Genomic DNA, 18,662 nt, shown 5'->3' with positions numbered 1-18,662 from the left:
ACAGTGATCGCGGTGTCAGGCGGCCTTCAGCGAGGCCCGCACGTGCCGTCGCGCGTCGTGGATGCGCGATTTCAACGTGCCGACCGGAATGACGAGATGCTCGGCGATCTCGTCGTAGGTCAACTGGCACAGGTCACGCAATACCAGAGGGGCAACGAGTTCGGGTCGGTGAGCCTCCAGTCGTTCCAGCGCATCCAGCAGGTCGAGCCGGGAGCCCGCGATGACGCTCGTCGTTCGCGGGTCGGCAGCATCGAGCGGAAGCAGTGGCGTGGACTGCTCGTCGGCCCGGCGCTTGAGGCTTCGGTACGTCTGGCGGGCGCAGTTGGCCGTGACGACGTACAGCCAGGTGGAGAACTTGGACCGTCCCGCGAAACCGCCTATGTTGCGGGCGACCTGCAGAAGGGCATCCTGGCACGCCTCTTCGGCGTCCTGCCGGCACGGGAGGAGGCGTAGACACTGCCGCATGACCTGCGGGCCGATCCTGATCAGCAGGGCATCAAGAGCCGCGGCGTCGCCCGTGGCGGCACGGCTGGCGAGTTCCTCGATTTCAAGATCTTTTGACATGCTCAGGCCCCGTTCCTCAGCGTTGCGTCGGTCATACTACGGGCGTGTCAGTGCCCGACAAGATCGGCCGATACCGCGTTCTGCGGCGTATCGGTTCCGGAGCGTTCGCTACGGTGTGGCTCGGCGCCGACGATGCTCTGGACGCCTCGGTGGCGATCAAGGTGCTGGCGGACAACTGGTCCTACCATGCCGATCTGCGGGAGCGCTTCGAGCAGGAAGCGCGGATAATGCGGCGGACGGATTCCAGTTCGCTCGTACGTGTGCTCGACGTCGGTGAGCTGTCTGACGGCCGGCCGTACCTGGTGATGCCGTACGCGGCCGGTGGCACTCTCGCCGATCGGCTCGTCTCGGGGCCGCTGCCGGTACGGGAGGCACTGCTCGTCGCGGCGGACATCGCCAGCGCGGTCACGGTGCTGCACGAGGCCGGTGTGCTGCACCGCGACCTCAAACCGTCCAATGTGTTGTTCCAGCCGGCTCCGGACCGGGATCGGGTGCTCGTCGCCGACCTCGGCCTGGCCAAGGCGCTCGCGAACGCGTCCGGGTTCACCATCGCCGCCGGCACACCCGGCTACATGCCGCCGGAGCAGGCCACGCCCGGTGGCGGCCTGGACATCCGCGCCGACGTGTACGCGATCGGCGCGACCCTGTACCACATGTTGACCGGGAACCCTCCCGACCGGGCCAGCCGTGCGGGCAGGGGTGGGCGGTCGTTGCCCAGGCCGTCTCAGGTACGGACCGGCATTCCGTCCACCGTGGATGATCTGGTGCGACGGGCGCTGCATCACGATCCCCGGCAACGCTGGCCGTCCGCGGCGGCCATGGCCGAGGAGCTGCATCGGGTCATCGCGTCGATCGATCGGGACACGGGCCGTGGCCGGTTCGTGCGGCAGTTGGCGCGGGTTGTCGGCGTCGGGGTGGCACTGATTGCGCTACTGGCGACGGCGGCATCCAGTTCCACGTGGCCGGCACGGTCGGGCTGGGTACGCGTGGACGATGTCTCCGGTGCCCTTTCCATCGCGGTGCCACCGAGCTGGGCCGGCGAGCTGAAGGACGCCGGCTGGGATCCGGTGGCGCTGCGACTTCCCGCGGGCCACGCGCCGGGTCTCGTGGTCGCCCCGGACCTGACTGCCTGGCCGGACCCGGCGAGCGGGATACCCGGTGTGTTCGTCGGTGTGAGCAAAGCCCTGCTTGCCGGTGGCACGGCACCCGCGCTGCCCAGTCACATCTCCTGCGTTCAGCAGCCCGACCGGACCGTGAACGTGGGCGGCAACCCGGCGCGGGTACGACGGTGGACATCGTGTGGCGCCTCGGTCTCGTTCAGCGAGGTGGTGCTCTCCGTGCCGCAGCGCAGCTACGGCGTCTACCTGCAGATCAAGCAGGTCGGCGATGCCGACCTGACCGACGAGCTCCTGGCCGGCCTGCGGATGTCCAACTCGCTGGTGCCGCAGGCCGGCCGGGTCGCGTCCGCTTACTCGTAGCAGTTCTGGTTCGCGTACTGAAGAGTCAGCTCGGTGACGGTGCCGTTTCTCGTCGCGATGCGGTAGACGGCCTTGTCGTTGCCGGGGGTCTTTACGGAGCCGCGCCCGTTTGCCGCGTCTCCGTCGGCCACCTTCCACCCCGGGTAGATCCGAAGCATCCCGGCGCTCGACATGCCGATTCGTGCTCCCTCGGGCGTCTCGATGCTGCCGTACGCGTCGATGGTGGCGATCCCCAGAGTTCGGGAGAGGTTGACATTTCCCTTGTCGGTCGGGGCGGACCGTAGTTGTGCCGGCGCGCACTCGTCCCGGTAGTCGGCGATCGGGCGGAGCATCCCTGTCGCCGTGGCCTGCTGACGGGACATTCCGAGCTTCAGCGAGCCGAGCCCGTTCGGGCCCAGGACGAGGGCGGTGCTGGTGGCGCCGCCGGACGGCCGCGCGGACGGCGAAGACGACGTGGGCGAAGACGACGTGGGCGACGCCGGCGTTCCGGTGGTGGGCGCGCTGGTCGTCTGCTCCGGCGAACCGGCCGGTGCCGCGTCGCCGCTCCGGTGCGCGGGTGACGAGCACGCCCCCACGAGCAGGAGGCAGGTGATAGTTCCGACCACAGGCATTGCACGCATCGTTGGCTCCTGGCTCATTCCACTGGGTTGTTGTCGTAGGGTTCGATGCGCCCGGACGGGATTTTGTTCGCGGCGCGGAGTCGTGAATCCGTCATCCCAGCGCGGCATCATGTCACGGCCGGAGTCGGCCTGACGCGGCCCGTTTTCTGGCCGCCGCTCAGTGCCCGCACGTCTGCACCGTCGGTCACCCTCCGGTGCGTGTCGGGCTGTTCGGCGATGGCACGCCCCTGCGGGTGAGGCGTCGAGGCGTCAGGAGCCCTTAGCCGTCGTTCAGGCTCGCCGACTAGGGTGCAGGCAGGCACTCAATCGCAGCGAGGGAGAAGCAGATGGCGGGTCGACTCGCGGTCGTCGGGGCCGGGCTGATGGGCTCCGGCATCGCCCAGGTGGCGGCGCAGGCGGGCTGGCAGGTGACACTGCGCGACCTGGACGACGCGGCCACCACCCGAGGGCTCGGCGGCATCCGGAAGTCGCTGGAGAAGTTCGCCGAGAAGGGCAAGATCGAGGCGTCCGACGTCGAGGCGACGCTCGCCCGGATCACCCCGACCACCGACCTGGAGGCGGCGGCGGACGCGGACATCGTGGTCGAGGCGGTCTTCGAGCGGCTGGAGATCAAGCACGAGGTGTTCCGCGCCCTGGACAAGATCTGCAAGTCCGACGCGGTGCTCGCCACCAACACGTCGGCAATCCCGGTCACGCAGATCGCCGCGGTCACCGAGCGGCCCGAGGCCGTCGTCGGCACCCACTTCTTCTCGCCGGTGCCGATGATGCAGCTCTGCGAGCTGGTGCGCGGCTACAAGACCAGCGACGCCACGCTCGCCACCGTGCGGGCCTTCGCCGAGGAGATCGGCAAGACGGTAGTGGTGGTCAACCGGGACATCGCCGGCTTCGTCACCACCCGGCTGATCTCCGCCCTGGTGGTGGAGGCGGTCAAGCTGGTCGAGGCGGGCGTGGTGTCGGCCGAGGACCTGGACACCGCCTGCCGCCTGGGCTTCGGGCACGCCATGGGCCCGCTGGCCACCACCGACCTGACCGGCGTGGACGTCCTGCTGCACGCCTCGAAGAACATCTACACCGACACGGCGGACGAGAAGTTCTTCCCGCCGGAGCTGCTCCAGCGCATGGTCACCGCCGGTGACCTGGGCCGTAAGACTGGCAAGGGCTTCTACACCTACTGAGAGTGACGTCGACCGGGGCGGCTGCCCGCCCCGGTCGACCCTCAGCCGTCGCGCTTGGTGGTCCAGCGGAACGTGGTCAGGCAGAGCGCCAGGCCGATCACGCACCACAGGGCGAGCACAAGCGCCACCCGGCCCAGCTCGAACGACCCGCCCGGCTCCTGGGCGCCGAAGCTCTCCGGCAGGAAGACCGCGCGCAGCCCCTGGCACATCCACTTGAGTGGGAACAGCGCCGCCACCTGCTGCATCCAGGTGGGCAGGTCGGTAAAGACGAAGAACACCCCGGAGATGAACTGGAGCACCAGGGCCACCGGCGTGACCACCGCCGAGCCGCTGCGGGCGCTGCGGGCAAGCGACGAGATGGCGATGCCGCACAGGGTGCACGCGGTCACCCCCAGCATGGACACCCAGCCGAAGGTGAGCCACCTCCCGGCGGTGCCGGGTAGGTCGAGGTCGAACAGCGCCACCGCGACGGCCAGCAGCAGCGCCGTCTCGGCGATGCCGATCGCCACCACCATGAGCACCTTGCCGGCGAACCAGACCCACTTCGGCATGGGCGTGCCCCGGTAGCGCTTGAGCACGCCCCGGTCCCGCTCGACCGGGATCCAGATGCCCAGGTTCTGGAAGCTCACAGTCATCAGGCCGGTCGCGATCATGCCGGTGATGAAGTATTGGGTGAACTTGACACCGCCGCCGATCGTGCCGTGGAAGATCGACGCGAAGATCACGATCATGATGATGGGGAAGCCCATCGTGAAGACCACGGACTCCCGGCTGCGCAGGAACTGGGTGATCTCCAGGCGGCCCTGGCGCAGGGCGAGGCTGCCGGCGCCCGGCCGCCGGCCGGGGCTAGCGGTGACAGGCGTCGCCGGCTTCGTCGTGGTCGTCATCGCGCGTGTCCGATCATGGTGAGGTAGACGTCCTCCAGGGTCGGCCGGGTCACGGTGAGCCCGGGGACCTCGCCGTCGTGGCGCGCGGCCAGGTCGGCCACGAGGGCCGTCGGCGTCGCGGTTTGCGCAAGCTCCAGCGTGCCTTCCGGGGTACGCCAGGAGACCGTCGCGAGGGCCTCCTGCCGATTGCCCAGCAGGTTCGGGGCAGCGACCTCGACCAGACGGCCGCCCGCGATCACGCCGACCCGGTCGGCGAGGGCCTCGGCCTCGTCCAGGTAGTGGGTGGTCAGCACGATCGTGGTGCCGGCCGCGGCGAGGTCGCGGATCAGCTCCCAGAACTCGCGGCGGGCCTCCGGGTCGAAGCCTGTCGTCGGCTCGTCGAGGAAGAGCAACTCGGGGCGACCGATGATGCCCAGCGCCACGTCCAGGCGGCGCTTCTGCCCGCCGGAGAGGGTGTGCGTACGGGCCTTCGCCTTGCCGGCAAGCCCGACCCGCTCGATCACCTTCGCCGGGTCGTCGGCGTCGGGGTAGAAGCCGGAGAAGTGCCGGACCACCTCGGCAACTGTCAGTTCGTCGAACTCGCCGGTGCCCTGCAGCACGATGCCCACCCGGGACCGCCAGCCCGCGTCGGGATGGGCCGGGTCCGTGCCGAGCACGGAGACCTCGCCGGCGTCGCGACGCCGGTAGCCCTCCAGGATCTCCACGGTGGTGGTCTTGCCGGCGCCGTTCGGGCCGAGCAACGCGAACACCTCGCCGCGGTGGACGTCGAGGTCCACGCCCGCCACCGCCACGTTCTCGCCGTACGCCTTGCGTAACCCCCGGACGGAGATCGCCAGCTCGTCATCCATGCCGTCAAGTGTGCGCCCTGGACCGGCCGCTCCGGTGCCCCGGGGTGTGGCGACGCGCGCCACTGTCGGCAGTTCGCGCCTGGACGTCCGCGACATGGACCTGTGTGGTTTTCCACAACCCGATCTACTGAACGGTAACTTAGACTCCGGCCATGGATGAGACGCCGAGCCGGTTGCCCGAGCGGGACCGCCCGTGGGTGATGCGCACGTACGCCGGCCACTCGTCGGCCGCGGCGACCAACGCCCTCTTCCGCCGCAACCTCGCCAAGGGCCAGACCGGCCTGTCGGTCGCCTTCGACCTGCCCACCCAGACGGGGTACGACCCGGACCACGAACTCGCCGCCGGTGAGGTCGGCCGGGTCGGCGTGCCGGTGGCACACCTGGGCGACATGCGGGCGCTCTTCGACGGCATCCCGCTCGCCGAGATGAACACCTCGATGACCATCAACGCTCCGGCGATGTGGCTGCTGGCCCTGTACGACACGGTCGCCAGGGAGCAGGGCTGGACCGTCGACATGCTCTGCGGGACCACGCAGAACGACATCATCAAGGAGTACCTGTCGCGGGGCACGTACATCTTCCCGCCGGCCGCCTCGCTACGGCTCACCGCGGACGTCATCGCCCACACGCTGAAGACCATGCCGCGGTGGAACCCGGTCAACATCTGCTCGTACCACCTCCAGGAGGCCGGCGCCACGCCCGTGCAGGAGGTGGGTTTCGCGCTGGCCACCGCCGTCGCCGTGCTCGACGCGGTCCGTGACTCCGGTCAGGTGCCCGCCGAGCGGATGGGCGACGTGGTGCAGCGCGTCTCGTTCTTCGTCAACGCCGGCGTGCGTTTCGTCGAGGAGATCGCCAAGATGCGCGCGTTCGTCGGGCTCTGGGACGAGATCACCCGGGACCGGTACGGGGTGACCGATGCCCGGCAGCGCCGGTTCCGCTACGGCGTGCAGGTCAACTCGCTCGGCCTCACCGAGGCGCAGCCGGAGAACAACATCCAGCGCATCGTGCTGGAGATGCTCGGCGTGACGATGTCCCGCGACGCCCGGGCCCGCGCCGTGCAACTGCCCGCCTGGAACGAGGCGCTCGGCCTGCCCCGCCCCTGGGACCAGCAATGGTCGCTGCGGATGCAGCAGGTTCTGGGGTACGAGTCGGACCTGCTCGAATACCCCGACCTCTTCGCCGGCTCGCACGTGATGACCGCGCTCGTCGACGAGATTGTCACCGGAGCGCGCGTCGAGCTGGCCACGGTGCTGGAGCTGGGCGGGGTGGTCGCCGCCGTGGAGACCGGCTACCTCAAGAGCGCCCTGGTCGCCTCGCTGGCCGAACGCCGCCGCCGGATGGAGTCCGGTGCCGACGTGGTGGTCGGCGTCAACAGGTACGCCGAGACCGAACCCTCCCCGCTGACCGCCGCCGGAGCGGAGGTCGTCGAACAGGTCGACCCCGCGGTCGAGGCGGCGGCCGTCGCCTCCGTACGCCAGTGGCGTGCCGGCCGGGACGACGCGGCGGTCGACGCGGCACTGGCCCGGCTCCGCGCGGACGCCGCGACCACGACGAACCTGATGCCCGCCACCCTGGAATGTGTACGCGCCGGGGTGACCACAGGTGAGTGGGCCGGCGCGCTGCGCCAGGTCTTCGGCGAGTACCGGGCGCCCACCGGCCTGGCCGGCGCCACCGGCAGCGGCGGCGACCCCGGCCTCGCCGCCGTCCGCGAGCGGGCCACCGCCACCGCCCGCGAGCTGGGTCGCGGCCGGCTCCGGCTGCTGGTCGGCAAGCCCGGCCTGGACGGACACTCCAACGGCGCGGAACAGATCGCGGTACGCGCCCGCAACGCCGGCTTCGAGGTCGTCTACCAGGGCATCCGGTTGACCGCCGGGCAGATCGTGGCCGCCGCCGTCGAGGAGGACGTCGATCTGGTCGGGCTCTCCGTGCTGTCCGGCTCACACCTGGCCGCGGTACCCGCTGTGCTCGACGGGCTGCGCGCCGCCGGCCGGCCGGACCTGCCGGTGGTGGTGGGCGGCATCATCCCCGCCTGCGACGCCGACACTCTGCGGGTCGCCGGGGTGGCCCGGGTCTTCACCCCGAAGGACTTCGCCCTCACCGGCATCATCGACGACCTGGTGACGGTCATCCGGCACGCCAACGACCTGCCCTGACCGATCCGCCGGCCGGTGCTCGCCGTGGTCGGTCAGCGACCGGCGTACGTCATGCAGTCGGCCATGTCGTTGTCCGGGCCGACCTTGATCGAAGACGCGTGGCACTCCAGCTGCTCGTTGTGCCGGCAGTCGGAACGCTGGCAGGCGCCCACCTGGGCGGTGAGGCCGTCCACGCCGCCACGAACCGGTGACTCGACGAAGGTGTGGCAGTGCGCGTGGTCCATGCTGCCGATGGTGATCGCGAAGGCGTGGCAGTCACCGCCCTGGTTGTACGCACACGCCGCGACCACACACTCCTGGACCCGGGGCATCTCCATCGCTGTGGTCATGCCAACCTCCTCTAGGCTCTTGCCCCGATCCTAGGCATTTGCCGGTCTCCGGAGACCTGATATGTCCGCCCGCCGATCAGTCCCGGCGGCAGCGCTGATCGGGCCGTCCGCGCTGTCCCGATGGAGTCGTCAGGTTAAGCGTGATCAACACGAGTGCACCGATGTCGGGGTGTCCTGGCGTCCCGGATCACCCGATATCGGCGAACTCGTGTCGATCACCGCCCGACCGCCCGGTACGACCGTCACCGGTGCCCAGCCAGCGCATCGGCCAGCCCGTCCCGGAAGGCCGAGCGGGTCAGACGCGGAAGCCTGCGGCGCGGGCGGCCTCGCGTTCCCTACGGCGAACGGATCGTCGCCGAAGGAACCAGTAGACGAAGACGACCAGGCCCACCAGGACGGCGAGCACCAGAACCGGCAGGATGATCGCGATCAGGGAGACGATCACGCTTGTCGCGTCCTCGGCGGTGCTGGCGACCGGGGCGCCGAACCCGGCGGTGGTCGCGTTCACGACTGGCCGCGCGGCGGACTTGAGCAGGTGTACGCCGAAGGCGAGCAGGACGCCGGTGGCCACTGGCACCCACTGGTGGGAGGTGAAGAAGCTCCCCGGGTCGCTCACGGTCACGGTCTCCGAGGATGACCCGGCGCCGAAGGCGAGGCCACCGGCGGTGGGTCGAACGACGGTCTGCACCACGTCGTTGATGTGGTCGACCACTGGCACCTTGTCCGCCACCATTTCGACGGCGAGTAGGACGGCCAGGATGACGATGACCCAGCCGTTGCCGAGCCACGTCCAGCCGCTGGGTAGGTCGATGAGGTCGCTGTAGCGGGCGAGGAGGCCGAGGATGAGCAGGGGTATGTAGGCGTTCAGCCCCGCTGAGGCGGCGAGGCCGGTGCCGGTGAGGACTTCGAACACCGTCTCAGCATCGCACCGACGCGCCAGTGCCGCTCGGTGGTGGTCGGCGAGTGCTCGGCTACCCTCGTCGGGTGCGGTTGGTCATTGCGAAGTGCTCGGTGGACTATGTCGGACGGCTCTCGGCTCATCTGCCGCCGGCCACCCGGTTGTTGATGGTGAAGGCGGACGGGTCGGTGTCCATCCATGCCGACGATCGTGCGTACAAGCCGCTGAACTGGATGAGCGCGCCGTGTCGGCTGGAGGAGGCCCCCGGCGTGTGGCGGGTGGTCAACAAGGCCGGCGAGGAGCTGCGGATCACCCTGGAGGAGGTCTTCCAGGACACCTCGTACGAGCTGGGTGTGGATCCCGGCCTGCGCAAGGACGGGGTGGAGGCGCACCTGCAGGAGTTGCTGGCGGCCAACCCGGGTGTGCTCGGCGAGGGGTACACGTTGGTGCGCCGCGAATACATGACGGCGATCGGGCCGGTGGACCTGCTGTGCCGGGACGCCAACTCCGGCGCCGTCGCCGTCGAGATCAAGCGGCGTGGTGAGATCGACGGGGTGGAGCAGTTGACCCGCTATCTCGAACTGATGAACCGTGATCCGCTGCTCAGCCCGGTCACCGGGGTCTTCGCGGCTCAGGAGATCAAGCCGCAGGCCCGGGTGCTCGCCGCCGATCGGGGCATCCGGTGCGTGGTCGTGAACTACGACCGGCTGCGCGGCATCGAGAAGGACGAGCTGACCCTCTTCTGACCGGACCCGGACCCCGGACTTGCCGGTCACGCCCCGGTTCGGACCGCGATAAGCGATTTCGGCAGGCCGACCACCCGCTCGACGAGCATCCGCGAGTCGGGGAAGTAGTGGCGCATCTGCGAGCGGTCCAGCAGTTCCGTCCACAGCACCTGGTGGATGGCGGCTTCGTGGCTGCGGGTCGGTTTGTGCCCGAGGGGCCAGCGGCGGGCGAGCGCGGTGCGCAGCCGGACCGGCAGGAACTGCATTCCGGGTGCGATCCAGTGTGGCTCGATGGGGAAGTAGCGGTAGGGCGTCTGCACCCAGTGGCGATCGGCGAGCGACCGGGCGGCGGCGGCGAACCGTAGCCGACGTTCGTGCCCGCCGACGTGCTCCAGCACGGAGTTGGAGAAGACCAGGTCGTAGGTGCCGTTGGCGACGTGGGGTGGCAGGTCGCAGGCATCGGCCTGTTCGACGTGGGCCCATTCCGGCACGCTGGCGGGCGGCTGTTCCAGGTTGACCACCGTCACCCGGGCCGGTCGGACGGTGGCGCGGTGCCAGGTGCCGAGCCGGCCGCCGAGGTCGACGACGTGCATGTCGCCTATGTCGGGGAAGGTGCGCGCCAGCCAGTCCGAACGACGACGCCGCTGCCGGGCGCTCCACGACTGGTCACTGTCAACAAGGCGGTGGCGCAATCGATTGTGGCCCATTTAACGCAATGTACCGCCGGAAGTGCGGCGTATAAACATGTGGATACGCCTATCGGCCTCCAGATCGGCTATCCGACACTCATCTGCCGTACATCACCTTGATGGCCTTGACGAGGCGCGCCATGTCGGTCGGAGTGCGTTCGAAGGTCATCGACGGCAGCAGCGATCGCGCCCGGCGCCGGGTGATGGCCTTGGCACTGCCGAATTCGCGCAGGCCGTCCTCGCCGTGGATCCGCCCGAAGCCGGAGTCACCGACACCACCGAACGGCAGGGTGGACATCCCGGCGAAGGTGAGGGTGGAATTGATCGAGGCCATCCCCGAACGCAGGCGCCGCGCGATGGCGAGCGCCCGCTGCCGGCCGAAGACCGAACCCCCCAGGCCGTACGACAGGGCGTTGGCGCGGGCGACGGCCTCGTCGGCGTCGCGGACCCGGCTGATGGTAAGCGTCGGGCCGAAGGTCTCCTCGCGGACGGCGGCCGACTCCTCCGGGACGTCCACCAGCACGGTTGGATGCACGTACGGGGGTCGCACCGCATCGGGGCCGCCGAGCACGGCGCGACCGCCGGAACTGACCGCGCTCTCGATGTGCCGGCGGATCACCTCGACCTGGGCGGGCATCGTGATCGGGCCGATGTCGGCACCCTCCGGGCCCACGGTCAACCGGCTGGCCCGCGCGACGACCTTGTCGACGAAGGCGTCGAAGACGGGGTCGACGGCGTAGACCCGCTCGATACCGATGCAGGTCTGGCCGGCGTTGGTCATGGCGCCCCAGACGCACGCCTCGGCGGCGGCGTCCAGGTTGGCGTCGCTGTCGACGATCATGGCGTCCTTGCCGCCGCCCTCGATCAGCACGGGGGTCAGCGTCTCGGCGCAGGCGGCCATCACCTTCCGCGCGGTCGCCGTGGAGCCGGTGAAGGCCACCTTGTCGACCCCGGAGCGGCACAGTGCCGCGCCCACGTCACCGAGGCCGTGCACGGCGGCGAACACCTGCTGCTCGGGCACCACCTCGGCGAAAGTGTCGACCAGCCACTGGCCGACGACGGGCGTGTACTCGCTGGGCTTGAGCACGACGGCGTTGCCGGCGGCCAGGGCGTACGCGGCGGAGCCGAGCGGGGTGAAGACCGGATAGTTCCACGGGCCGATCACACCGACCACGCCGTACGGCTGGTATTCCAGGTGCCCGGAGAACTCGGCGAGGATGAGTCGCGACCGGACCCGGCGCGGGCCGAGCACCCGGCCGGCGTTGCGGGCCGCCCAGTCGACGTGCTCGATCGCGGTGACGATCTCGACGATGGCGTCGTTGACCGGCTTGCCGCCCTCGACGTGCATCAGTTCGGCGAGCTGCTCGATCCGTTGGGCGAGCAGCGCCCGCCAGCGCAGCAGCCGTTGCCGGCGGCCGGTGAAGCCCAGGCCGGCCCACCATTCGCTGGCGACGCGCGCCTGGTCGACGGCCTGCCGCACGGCCGCCTCGGTGGCGACCGGAAGGCGGCCGGCTTCGATGCCGGTGGCCGGACTGGTGGAGACCAGCTCGTCCGCCTCGACGAGAGGGGTGCCGGGGGCATGCACAGCCGTCATGGCGGAAGTCTAGACCCGAAGATTACTCATCGGTAGGCCGCGATTCCGGCTACCCGGGGCGGGAGTCGCGTCGGCCCTCCCACTCGTTGATCAGTGCAGGTCAGACCCTGGGTGCCGGAGGCCGACCGCCCGAACCGTCGAACGACGGGTGGCCGGGAGGTGGCGAGGAGGTGACCGGCCGGTCGGTATTGACGATTACCGTCTGATGGCAGGCTGACGCGCGGAGTAACGGTGTGGGGTGGAGGGCTGACTGTCCATGGAGGAACATCCGGAACTGCTGCCGTTGTTGACGGTTGCCGCTGGGCCGATGCGCGGGGCGAGCTTTCGCTTACGGGCGGACCCTCAGGTGATCGGTCGAGCACCGAGCGGGCACGTGGTCATCAACGATCCGCACCTGAGCCGCCGGCACGCCGAGGTGTGGCTGGCCCCGGAGGGCGCGTCACTGCGTGACCTGGGCTCCACCAACGGCACCTGGCTCAACGACCGCCGGATCACCGAGGTGGAGCGCCTCTCCGACGGCGACGTGATCCGGCTCGGCCGCACCGAGCTGCGCCTGTTCGACCCGGGGGTCGCGCACACGGATCCGGTCGGGCTCAGCTTCGGCCCGTCCCGGCGCGACGTCCGGCCGACGCTGCCGCTGCCGCTGGCCACGCCGCCGAGCGCACGCCGCTGACCGTCGGGGCCGTCGCCGTCGTCGACGCCGGGCCGCGTGGCGGTCGACCACACCGGGCGGCGTCGCCGAGTGGCTGACCGGCACCTGGCCCGGCGGAGAACGGCGTGGCAGCATGCCGCGGATGGAGAGCGAGCAGCGGGTCGTCACGGCGAACGGCACCACCCAGGCGGTACGGGTGGCCGGCCCGCCGGACGGCACTCCGGTGCTCCTGATCCATGGCAACTGCTCGTCCTCGCTGTTCTGGGAACCACTGCTCCGGCGGCTGCCGCCGACGCTGCGGGTCGTGGCCCCCGACCTGCGGGGGTACGGCGACTCCGCGACCGCCCCGGTCAACGCCACGCGGGGCCTGCGGGACTTCGCCGATGACATCGCCGCCCTACTGGACGACCCGACGCTCTTCCCCAGCGCCAGCGCCCACGCCAGCGTCGCCGGCAGCACCGGCACCGTAAGCGGCGGCAGTGGCCTGCCCGTGGTGGTCGGGCACTCCCTCGGCGGGGGAGTGGCGATGCAGTTGCTCGTCGACCATCCGCACCTGGTGGGCGCGCTGCTGCTGGCCGCGCCGGTGTCGCCGTACGGCTTCGGTGGCACGCGCGGCCTGACCGGCACGCCGACCACCCCCGACTTCGCCGGCACCGGCGCGGGCACCGCAAACCCGGACTTCGTCGCGCGGCTCGCCGCCGGTGACCGTGACGCCGACGCGCCGGCCAGCCCGCGCGCCGTGCTGCGGGCCACCTACGTGGCCGATCCGGCCGCGCTGGGTACGGACGAGGAACTGCTGCTGGACAGCCTGCTCTCCACGGCGACCGGCGACGACAACTACCCCGGAACCGCGGTGCCGTCGCTGAACTGGCCGGGCACCGCGCCGGGGGAGCGGGGCGTCCTCAACGCGCTCGCCCCGACGTGGTTCCGGCTCGCCGACGAGCTCGTCGCCGTCGTCCAGAAGCCGCCTGTCACCTGGGTACGCGGGGACGCCGACGTGATCGTCTCGGACACGTCGCTGTTCGACCTGGCGTACCTGGGTTCGCTGGGTGTCGTGCCCGGCTGGCCGGGTGAGGAGTTCTGCCCGCCGCAGCCGATGGTCGGCCAGACCCGTGCGGTGCTGGAGCGGTACGCGGCGGCCGGCGGCGCGTACCGCGAGGTGGTGCTGCCCGGCTGCGGGCACAGCCCGCACCTGGAACGTCCGGCGGAGTTCGTCGCGGAGCTGCTGGCGCTGACCGGCGTGCCGGCCGTCTAGGGCCTGTGCCGTGGGCGGTGAAATATGCCACGGCGTCTCGACAGCCGAGCGTCACGTGGCAGACTCGCGCGCATAACCTTAGCGGTCGTTCAGTGGCCGTGGCGGAGCGTTTGGGGAGGCCGATCGTGGCGCGCGAGTTCAGCACCGTGGGTGTGGTGGGGCTGGGCACCATGGGTGCCGGCATCGTCGAGGTCTTCGCCCGCAACGGCATCGACGTGCTCGCGGTCGAGATCTCCGAGTCGGCGCTGGAGCGTGGCCGGGCCATCCTCACCGGCTCCACCGATCGCGCGGTCGCCAAGGGCAAGCTCGCCGAGGCGGACCGGGACGCGCTGCACGAGCGGGTGCGCTTCGCGGTGGGGCTGGACGCCCTGCACTCCGTGGACCTGGTGATCGAGGCGGTGCCCGAGCACCTGGACCTCAAGCAGCGGATCTTCGCCGAGCTGGACCGGGTCTGCCGACCGGACACCATCCTCGCCACCAACACCTCGTCGTTGAGCGTCACCGAGATCTCGGTCGCCACCACCCGGCCCAACCAGGTGATCGGCATCCACTTCTTCAACCCCGCGCCGGTGATGAAACTGGTCGAGGTGGTCCGCACCGTCGTCACCGCGCCCGAGGTGGTCGCCGACGTCGAGGCGCTGTGCGCCCGGCTGGGCAAGGTCGACGTCACCATCAGCGACCGGGCCGGCTTCATCGCCAACGCGCTGCTCTTCGGCTACCTCAACCACGCGGTCGCCATGGTCGAATCGCACTACGCGACCCGGGAGGACATCGACGCGGCCATGAAACTCGGCTGCGGCCTGCCGATGGGTCCGCTGGCGCTGATGGACCTGATCGGCCTGGACACCGCGTACGAGATCCTGGACACGATGTACCGGCGCGGCGGGCGGGACCGCCGGCACGCCCCCGTGCCGCTGCTCAAGCAGATGGTGACGGCGGGGCTGCTCGGTCGGAAGTCCGGCCGGGGTTTCTACACCTACCAGCGGCCGGGCTCCCCTGTCGTCGTACCGGATGAGGCGACGCCGCCCGCGGCGGAGGCGGCGCTCGCCGACGGCGCGCGCGCCATCACGAAGGTCGGCATCGTGGGTTCCGGGACGATGGCCACCGGGATCATCGAGGTGTTCGCGAAGGCCGGGTACGAGGTCGTGTCGGTGACCCGGGGCGCGGAGAAGTCCGCGGCGGTCTGCGAGGCGGTGAAGACCTCGCTCAACAAGGGCGTGGTGCGCGGCAAGCTCGCCGAGGCCGACCGCGACGCCGCGCTCGGCCGGATCAGCTGGTCGGCCACGCTCGACCACCTCGCCGACGTCGACCTGGTGGTCGAGGCGGTCGTCGAGGAGCTGAGCGTGAAGAAGGCGCTCTTCGCCAGCCTCGACGAGATCTGCAAGCCGGGCGTGGTGCTGGCCACCACCACCTCGTCCCTGCCGGTGATCGACGTGGCGATGGCCACCCAGCGGCCGGCCGACGTGGTGGGCCTGCACTTCTTCAACCCGGCGCCGGTCATGCCGCTTGTCGAGGTCGTCCGGACCATCCGCACCTCCCCGGAGGCCACCGCCACCGCGCGGGCGGTCTGCGCCGCACTGGGCAAGACCGGTGTGGTGTGCGGCGACCGGTCCGGGTTCATCGTCAACGCGCTGCTCTTCCCGTACCTGAACGACGCGGTGAAGATGTTGGAGGCCAGCTACTCCACCGCCGACGACATCGACCACGCCATGAAGCTGGGCTGCGGCTACCCGATGGGCCCGTTCGAGCTGCTCGACGTCGTGGGGCTGGACATCGCGGTGGCCATCCAGCGCGAGCTGTACCTGGAGCTGCGCGAGCCGGGCTTCGCGCCCGCGCCGCTGCTGGAGCACCTGGTCACCGCCGGCTACCTGGGCCGCAAGACCCGCCGCGGCTTCCGCGACCACTCGCACCGCTGACCGGGTCAACGCCGGGGGGTCCCGGCCGCGTCTGCATGGTGTGACCTTCGAGGAGTACGTCGCCAGCCGAGGCCCGGCCCTGGTCCGGCTGGCGCGACTGTTGACCGGCGACGAGCACCGGGCCGAGGACCTCACCCAGGACACGCTGTCCCGGGCGTACGTGCACTGGCGCCGGATCTCCCGGGCCGACCGGCCTGACGTGTACGTGCGCCGGATGCTTGTCAACGCCAACAACTCCTGGTGGCGCCGCAGGTCAAGCCGCGAGCTGGCCGTCGACACCGTCGTCGACCGACCACAGCGCGGCGACCTCGGCGGCGAGGTGGCCGACCGGGACGAGATGTGGCGGCTGATCCTCGGCCTGCCGGAGCGCCAGCGGGCGGTGCTGGTGCTGCGCTACTACGAGGACCTCGACGACGCGACGATCGCCCAGATCCTCGACTGCTCGCCGGTCACCGTCCGCACCCATGCGATGCGGGCCTTCGCGAACCTCCGGGAGCGCTGCGGTGCCCCGACCACGAACGGGAGCCGGCCGTGATCGACCTCGACGAACAGATCGCCCAGACTCTGCGGGAGCATGCCGAGGGCGACGTGGACACCCACCGGCTGCTGCGGGCGTCGCGCGCTCGCGGCCGTCGCCGCCAACTCCACCGCCGGGTCGCCGCAGGGACCGCGTTGTCCCTGGTCGGCGTGCTCGGCATCGTGGGCGTGACCGGTACCGGCCTCGACGGTGTGACCGACCGCCTCCCCTGGAGCGCCGCCACTTCGACCGGGGTCACGCCGGTGCCGCCCCGCGTCGCCGGGGTGCCCGGGGCCGCCGCCGACCCGGCGCTGGTCGGCAGCGACCCGAACGTGCTGCACTTCGGCCTCGACCCGTCCCAGGCCCGTTATCTGGGCTGGTCGGTCGTCAGGGGCCACCTCGAGTCGGTACGGCTCAGCGTGCGGGACGGCCAGCAGGTATACGTCGAGGTGACCAGGACGGCGGGGGATCTCTCCAGCAGCGTCGAATTCGACAACGTCGAGGTTGACGTGACCGGCCCAGGGGTCCAGTCCTTCGACGGCACGATCCACCCGCTGAACGGCGGAACGAGTGGGATGGTCACGTCGTGGCATCCCGCGCCGAGCCTGTATGCCCGTGCCGTCATCCTCAACGGGGACGGCGCCGGGCTGGAGCAGGCGGTCGAGGCGCTGCGCTGGAACGAGGCCCGCTCGTGCGCCGTGCCGCTGCGGCTCGACGCCCTGCCCGAAGGCGCACCGATCAACAACTGCTCGGTCGACGTCAGCTCGTACCCGAGACTCGTCACCTCCGACTTCACCATCGGGCGGGCGGCGACCCAGGTCATGTTCGTCAACTACCAGTACGCGAGCGGGGCCGGCACCCGTACCGCGGGAAACCGGACCATCGCTGGCCGGCCCGCGTACCTCTCGCCGGACGGGACGACCCTTGATCTGCTCGGCACCCCCAGGACGGAGGTGCGTGCCGTCTTCGCCTGGGGCTGGGACGGCAAGCAGCCGATCGGTGCCGAGCCCGGCGCGTCGAGTGGCTTCACCGAGGCCGACGCGACGACCGTGCTGGCGGGGGCGCGGGTCGTCGACGACCCGACACGGCCGCAGAGCTGGAAGTGAGCGCAGCCGTCGGCCGGGCCGCACGGGGCTGGTCCCCCCGACGCCCCGTACGCTTGGTGACTGTGAGCCCCCGTCGCAACCGCCCTCGTCGGGACGAGAACGCCAACCTGGACGCCGACCGGGTCCGGCAGGGCGTCGCCTCGGTGCAGCAGTGGACCGACGGCGCCTGGCAGGTCCGCGGCATCGGAGCGGGGGCGTCGGTCAAGACGTACCGCTGCCCCGGTTGTGACCAGGAGATCCGACCCGGAGTGGCGCACCTGGTGGCCTGGCCGGCCGACGGCCTGGGTGACCTGACCGACCGCCGCCACTGGCACAGCGGCTGCTGGCGTGCCCGGGAGCGGCGCGGCCCGGCGGTGCAGCGCGGCCGGGGCACGCCGCGCTACTGAGCGACCTGGATCACCCTGTTCGTGCCTGGGCGGGCGGCGACGGCGAGTTCGCGACAGACTTGGGCGGTGAGCACAGCGATCCGCGCGTCGTCGATCCTGCCCGGCCGCCGGGAGGACATCGAGCTGCACACCGCCGACGGCCTGCGGCTGGTCGGCGAGCTGGCCCTGCCGGCCGAACGGCCGCCGGTGGCCACCCTCGTCTGCCTGCACCCGCTGCCCACCCACGGCGGAATGATGGACAGCCACGTGTTCCGCAAGGCGGCGTGGCGGCTGCCCGCGCTTGCCGATCTGGCCGTGCTCCGGTTCAACACCCGGGGCACGAGCAGCGTGCGCGGCACCAGCGAGGGGGCCTTCGACGGCGCGGTGGGCGAGCGCTACGACGTGGCCGCCGCCATCGAGTACGCGGAGTTCGCCGAACTGCCCGACATCTGGCTCGTCGGCTGGTCGTTCGGCACGGACCTGACCCTGAAGTACGGGTGCGACCCGGCTGTCGCGGGGGCGATCCTGCTCTCCCCGCCGCTGCGCTTCTCCGCCCCGGAGGACCTGGCCACCTGGGCCGCCTCGGGTCGGCCGCTGACGGCGCTGGTGCCGGAGTTCGACGACTACCTGCGCCCGGAAGAGGCGCGGGAGCGGTTCGCGGCGGTGCCGCAGGCCGAGGTGGTCGGGGTGCCCGGCGCGAAGCACCTCTGGGTCGGCGACGCGGAGACGGTGCTCGACGAGATCGTCAAGCGGGTCAACCCGGCGGTCGAGGTGCCGCTGCCGACGACCTGGGACGGGCCGATGGAGGCCGGGGACGTCAGCGCGTACGCCGACCGGACGGTGGCCGCCTTCGCGGACACCCCCGTCCCGGGGCCGGCCGTCGACTGACGC

The 18,662-nt window shown here is 70.9% G+C and carries 19 protein-coding genes; 11 read left to right on the top strand and 8 right to left on the bottom strand.

The window, feature by feature from the left end:
* Window positions 1-15: 15 nt before the first annotated feature.
* The gene (locus AB0K10_RS04315) at window positions 16-564 is read right to left on the bottom strand and encodes an RNA polymerase sigma factor (protein WP_363679859.1); all 549 of its coding nucleotides are present in this window, start codon (window positions 562-564) and stop codon (window positions 16-18) included.
* A gap of 44 nt (window positions 565-608) precedes the next feature.
* Here AB0K10_RS04315 and AB0K10_RS04310 point away from each other — a divergent pair, with 44 nt between their 5' ends.
* Complete coding sequence (locus tag AB0K10_RS04310) at window positions 609-2,042, top strand: serine/threonine-protein kinase (RefSeq protein WP_363679857.1); 1,434 nt, start codon at window positions 609-611, stop codon at window positions 2,040-2,042.
* Here AB0K10_RS04310 and AB0K10_RS04305 read toward each other — a convergent pair.
* Window positions 2,033-2,662, bottom strand: coding sequence for a hypothetical protein (locus AB0K10_RS04305; protein WP_363679855.1), 630 nt, complete (start codon window positions 2,660-2,662; stop codon window positions 2,033-2,035). The genes AB0K10_RS04310 and AB0K10_RS04305 overlap by 10 nt on opposite strands.
* Window positions 2,663-2,988: 326 nt before the next feature.
* Here AB0K10_RS04305 and AB0K10_RS04300 point away from each other — a divergent pair, with 326 nt between their 5' ends.
* Window positions 2,989-3,837 carry a 3-hydroxyacyl-CoA dehydrogenase family protein gene (locus tag AB0K10_RS04300; protein WP_363679853.1) on the top strand — a complete coding sequence of 283 codons (849 nt, stop codon included), beginning with the start codon at window positions 2,989-2,991 and terminating at the stop codon, window positions 3,835-3,837.
* 41 nt (window positions 3,838-3,878) lie between these two features.
* Here the strand turns inward: AB0K10_RS04300 and AB0K10_RS04295 are convergent, their stop codons facing one another.
* On the bottom strand, window positions 3,879-4,724 hold the full coding sequence (locus AB0K10_RS04295) for an ABC transporter permease (protein WP_363679851.1): 846 nt from the start codon (window positions 4,722-4,724) through the stop codon (window positions 3,879-3,881).
* Window positions 4,721-5,572 (bottom strand): ABC transporter ATP-binding protein, encoded by an 852-nt coding sequence (locus tag AB0K10_RS04290; RefSeq protein ID WP_363679849.1) that lies wholly within the window; start codon window positions 5,570-5,572, stop codon window positions 4,721-4,723. The genes AB0K10_RS04295 and AB0K10_RS04290 overlap by 4 nt, the downstream gene beginning before the upstream one ends.
* 152 nt (window positions 5,573-5,724) lie before the next feature.
* Between AB0K10_RS04290 and AB0K10_RS04285 the strand changes: the two genes are divergently transcribed.
* Window positions 5,725-7,725 carry a protein meaA gene (locus AB0K10_RS04285; protein ID WP_363679847.1) on the top strand — a complete coding sequence of 667 codons (2,001 nt, stop codon included), beginning with the start codon at window positions 5,725-5,727 and terminating at the stop codon, window positions 7,723-7,725.
* Window positions 7,726-7,757: 32 nt separating this feature from the next.
* Here AB0K10_RS04285 and AB0K10_RS04280 read toward each other — a convergent pair whose 3' ends face one another.
* Together AB0K10_RS04280 and AB0K10_RS04275 are read right to left on the bottom strand one after the other, a co-directional pair.
* Window positions 7,758-8,054, bottom strand: a complete 297-nt coding sequence (locus AB0K10_RS04280; RefSeq protein ID WP_355063537.1) for a DUF1540 domain-containing protein — start codon at window positions 8,052-8,054, stop codon at window positions 7,758-7,760.
* Window positions 8,055-8,349: 295 nt separating this feature from the next.
* Window positions 8,350-8,967 carry a DUF4126 domain-containing protein gene (locus tag AB0K10_RS04275; protein ID WP_363679845.1) on the bottom strand — a complete coding sequence of 206 codons (618 nt, stop codon included), beginning with the start codon at window positions 8,965-8,967 and terminating at the stop codon, window positions 8,350-8,352.
* A 71-nt stretch (window positions 8,968-9,038) separates the two neighbouring features.
* Between AB0K10_RS04275 and nucS the strand changes: the two genes are divergently transcribed.
* Window positions 9,039-9,698 carry an endonuclease NucS gene (nucS, locus tag AB0K10_RS04270; protein ID WP_363679843.1) on the top strand — a complete coding sequence of 220 codons (660 nt, stop codon included), beginning with the start codon at window positions 9,039-9,041 and terminating at the stop codon, window positions 9,696-9,698.
* 26 nt (window positions 9,699-9,724) lie between these two features.
* On the opposite strand, the gene AB0K10_RS04265 is transcribed toward nucS, so the two are convergent.
* A complete protein-coding gene (locus AB0K10_RS04265; RefSeq protein WP_363679841.1) occupies window positions 9,725-10,384 on the bottom strand; it encodes a class I SAM-dependent methyltransferase in 660 nt (219 codons plus the stop codon).
* Between the two features lie 79 nt (window positions 10,385-10,463).
* The gene (locus AB0K10_RS04260; protein ID WP_363679839.1) at window positions 10,464-11,960 is read right to left on the bottom strand and encodes an aldehyde dehydrogenase family protein; all 1,497 of its coding nucleotides are present in this window, start codon (window positions 11,958-11,960) and stop codon (window positions 10,464-10,466) included.
* 256 nt (window positions 11,961-12,216) lie between these two features.
* On the opposite strand from AB0K10_RS04260, the gene AB0K10_RS04255 reads away from it, so the two are divergent.
* The 7 genes from AB0K10_RS04255 (at window position 12,217) to AB0K10_RS04225 (ending at window position 18,659) form a co-directional block, all read left to right on the top strand.
* Entirely contained in the window at window positions 12,217-12,633 is a 417-nt protein-coding gene (locus tag AB0K10_RS04255; protein ID WP_363679837.1) for an FHA domain-containing protein, read from the top strand.
* A 112-nt stretch (window positions 12,634-12,745) separates the two neighbouring features.
* On the top strand, window positions 12,746-13,867 hold the full coding sequence (locus tag AB0K10_RS04250) for an alpha/beta hydrolase (protein ID WP_363679835.1): 1,122 nt from the start codon (window positions 12,746-12,748) through the stop codon (window positions 13,865-13,867).
* A gap of 125 nt (window positions 13,868-13,992) precedes the next feature.
* Complete coding sequence (locus AB0K10_RS04245; RefSeq protein ID WP_363679833.1) at window positions 13,993-15,783, top strand: 3-hydroxybutyryl-CoA dehydrogenase; 1,791 nt, start codon at window positions 13,993-13,995, stop codon at window positions 15,781-15,783.
* A gap of 40 nt (window positions 15,784-15,823) precedes the next feature.
* The gene (locus AB0K10_RS04240) at window positions 15,824-16,318 is read left to right on the top strand and encodes a SigE family RNA polymerase sigma factor (protein WP_363679831.1); all 495 of its coding nucleotides are present in this window, start codon (window positions 15,824-15,826) and stop codon (window positions 16,316-16,318) included.
* Window positions 16,315-17,406, top strand: a complete 1,092-nt coding sequence (locus AB0K10_RS04235) for a hypothetical protein (RefSeq protein WP_363679829.1) — start codon at window positions 16,315-16,317, stop codon at window positions 17,404-17,406. Before AB0K10_RS04240 ends, AB0K10_RS04235 begins: the two co-directional genes overlap by 4 nt.
* 62 nt (window positions 17,407-17,468) lie before the next feature.
* Window positions 17,469-17,792, top strand: a complete 324-nt coding sequence (locus AB0K10_RS04230) for a hypothetical protein (protein WP_231640156.1) — start codon at window positions 17,469-17,471, stop codon at window positions 17,790-17,792.
* Between the two features lie 66 nt (window positions 17,793-17,858).
* The gene (locus tag AB0K10_RS04225; RefSeq protein WP_363679827.1) at window positions 17,859-18,659 is read left to right on the top strand and encodes an alpha/beta hydrolase; all 801 of its coding nucleotides are present in this window, start codon (window positions 17,859-17,861) and stop codon (window positions 18,657-18,659) included.
* Window positions 18,660-18,662 lie beyond the last annotated feature (3 nt).

Origin of the sequence: Micromonospora sp. NPDC049274 (assembly GCF_040678875.1) — a bacterium.
GTDB lineage: Bacteria > Actinomycetota > Actinomycetes > Mycobacteriales > Micromonosporaceae > Micromonospora.
The sequence above is the reverse complement of the archived record's forward strand: the minus strand, read 5'-3'. Positions and strand labels throughout refer to the sequence as shown.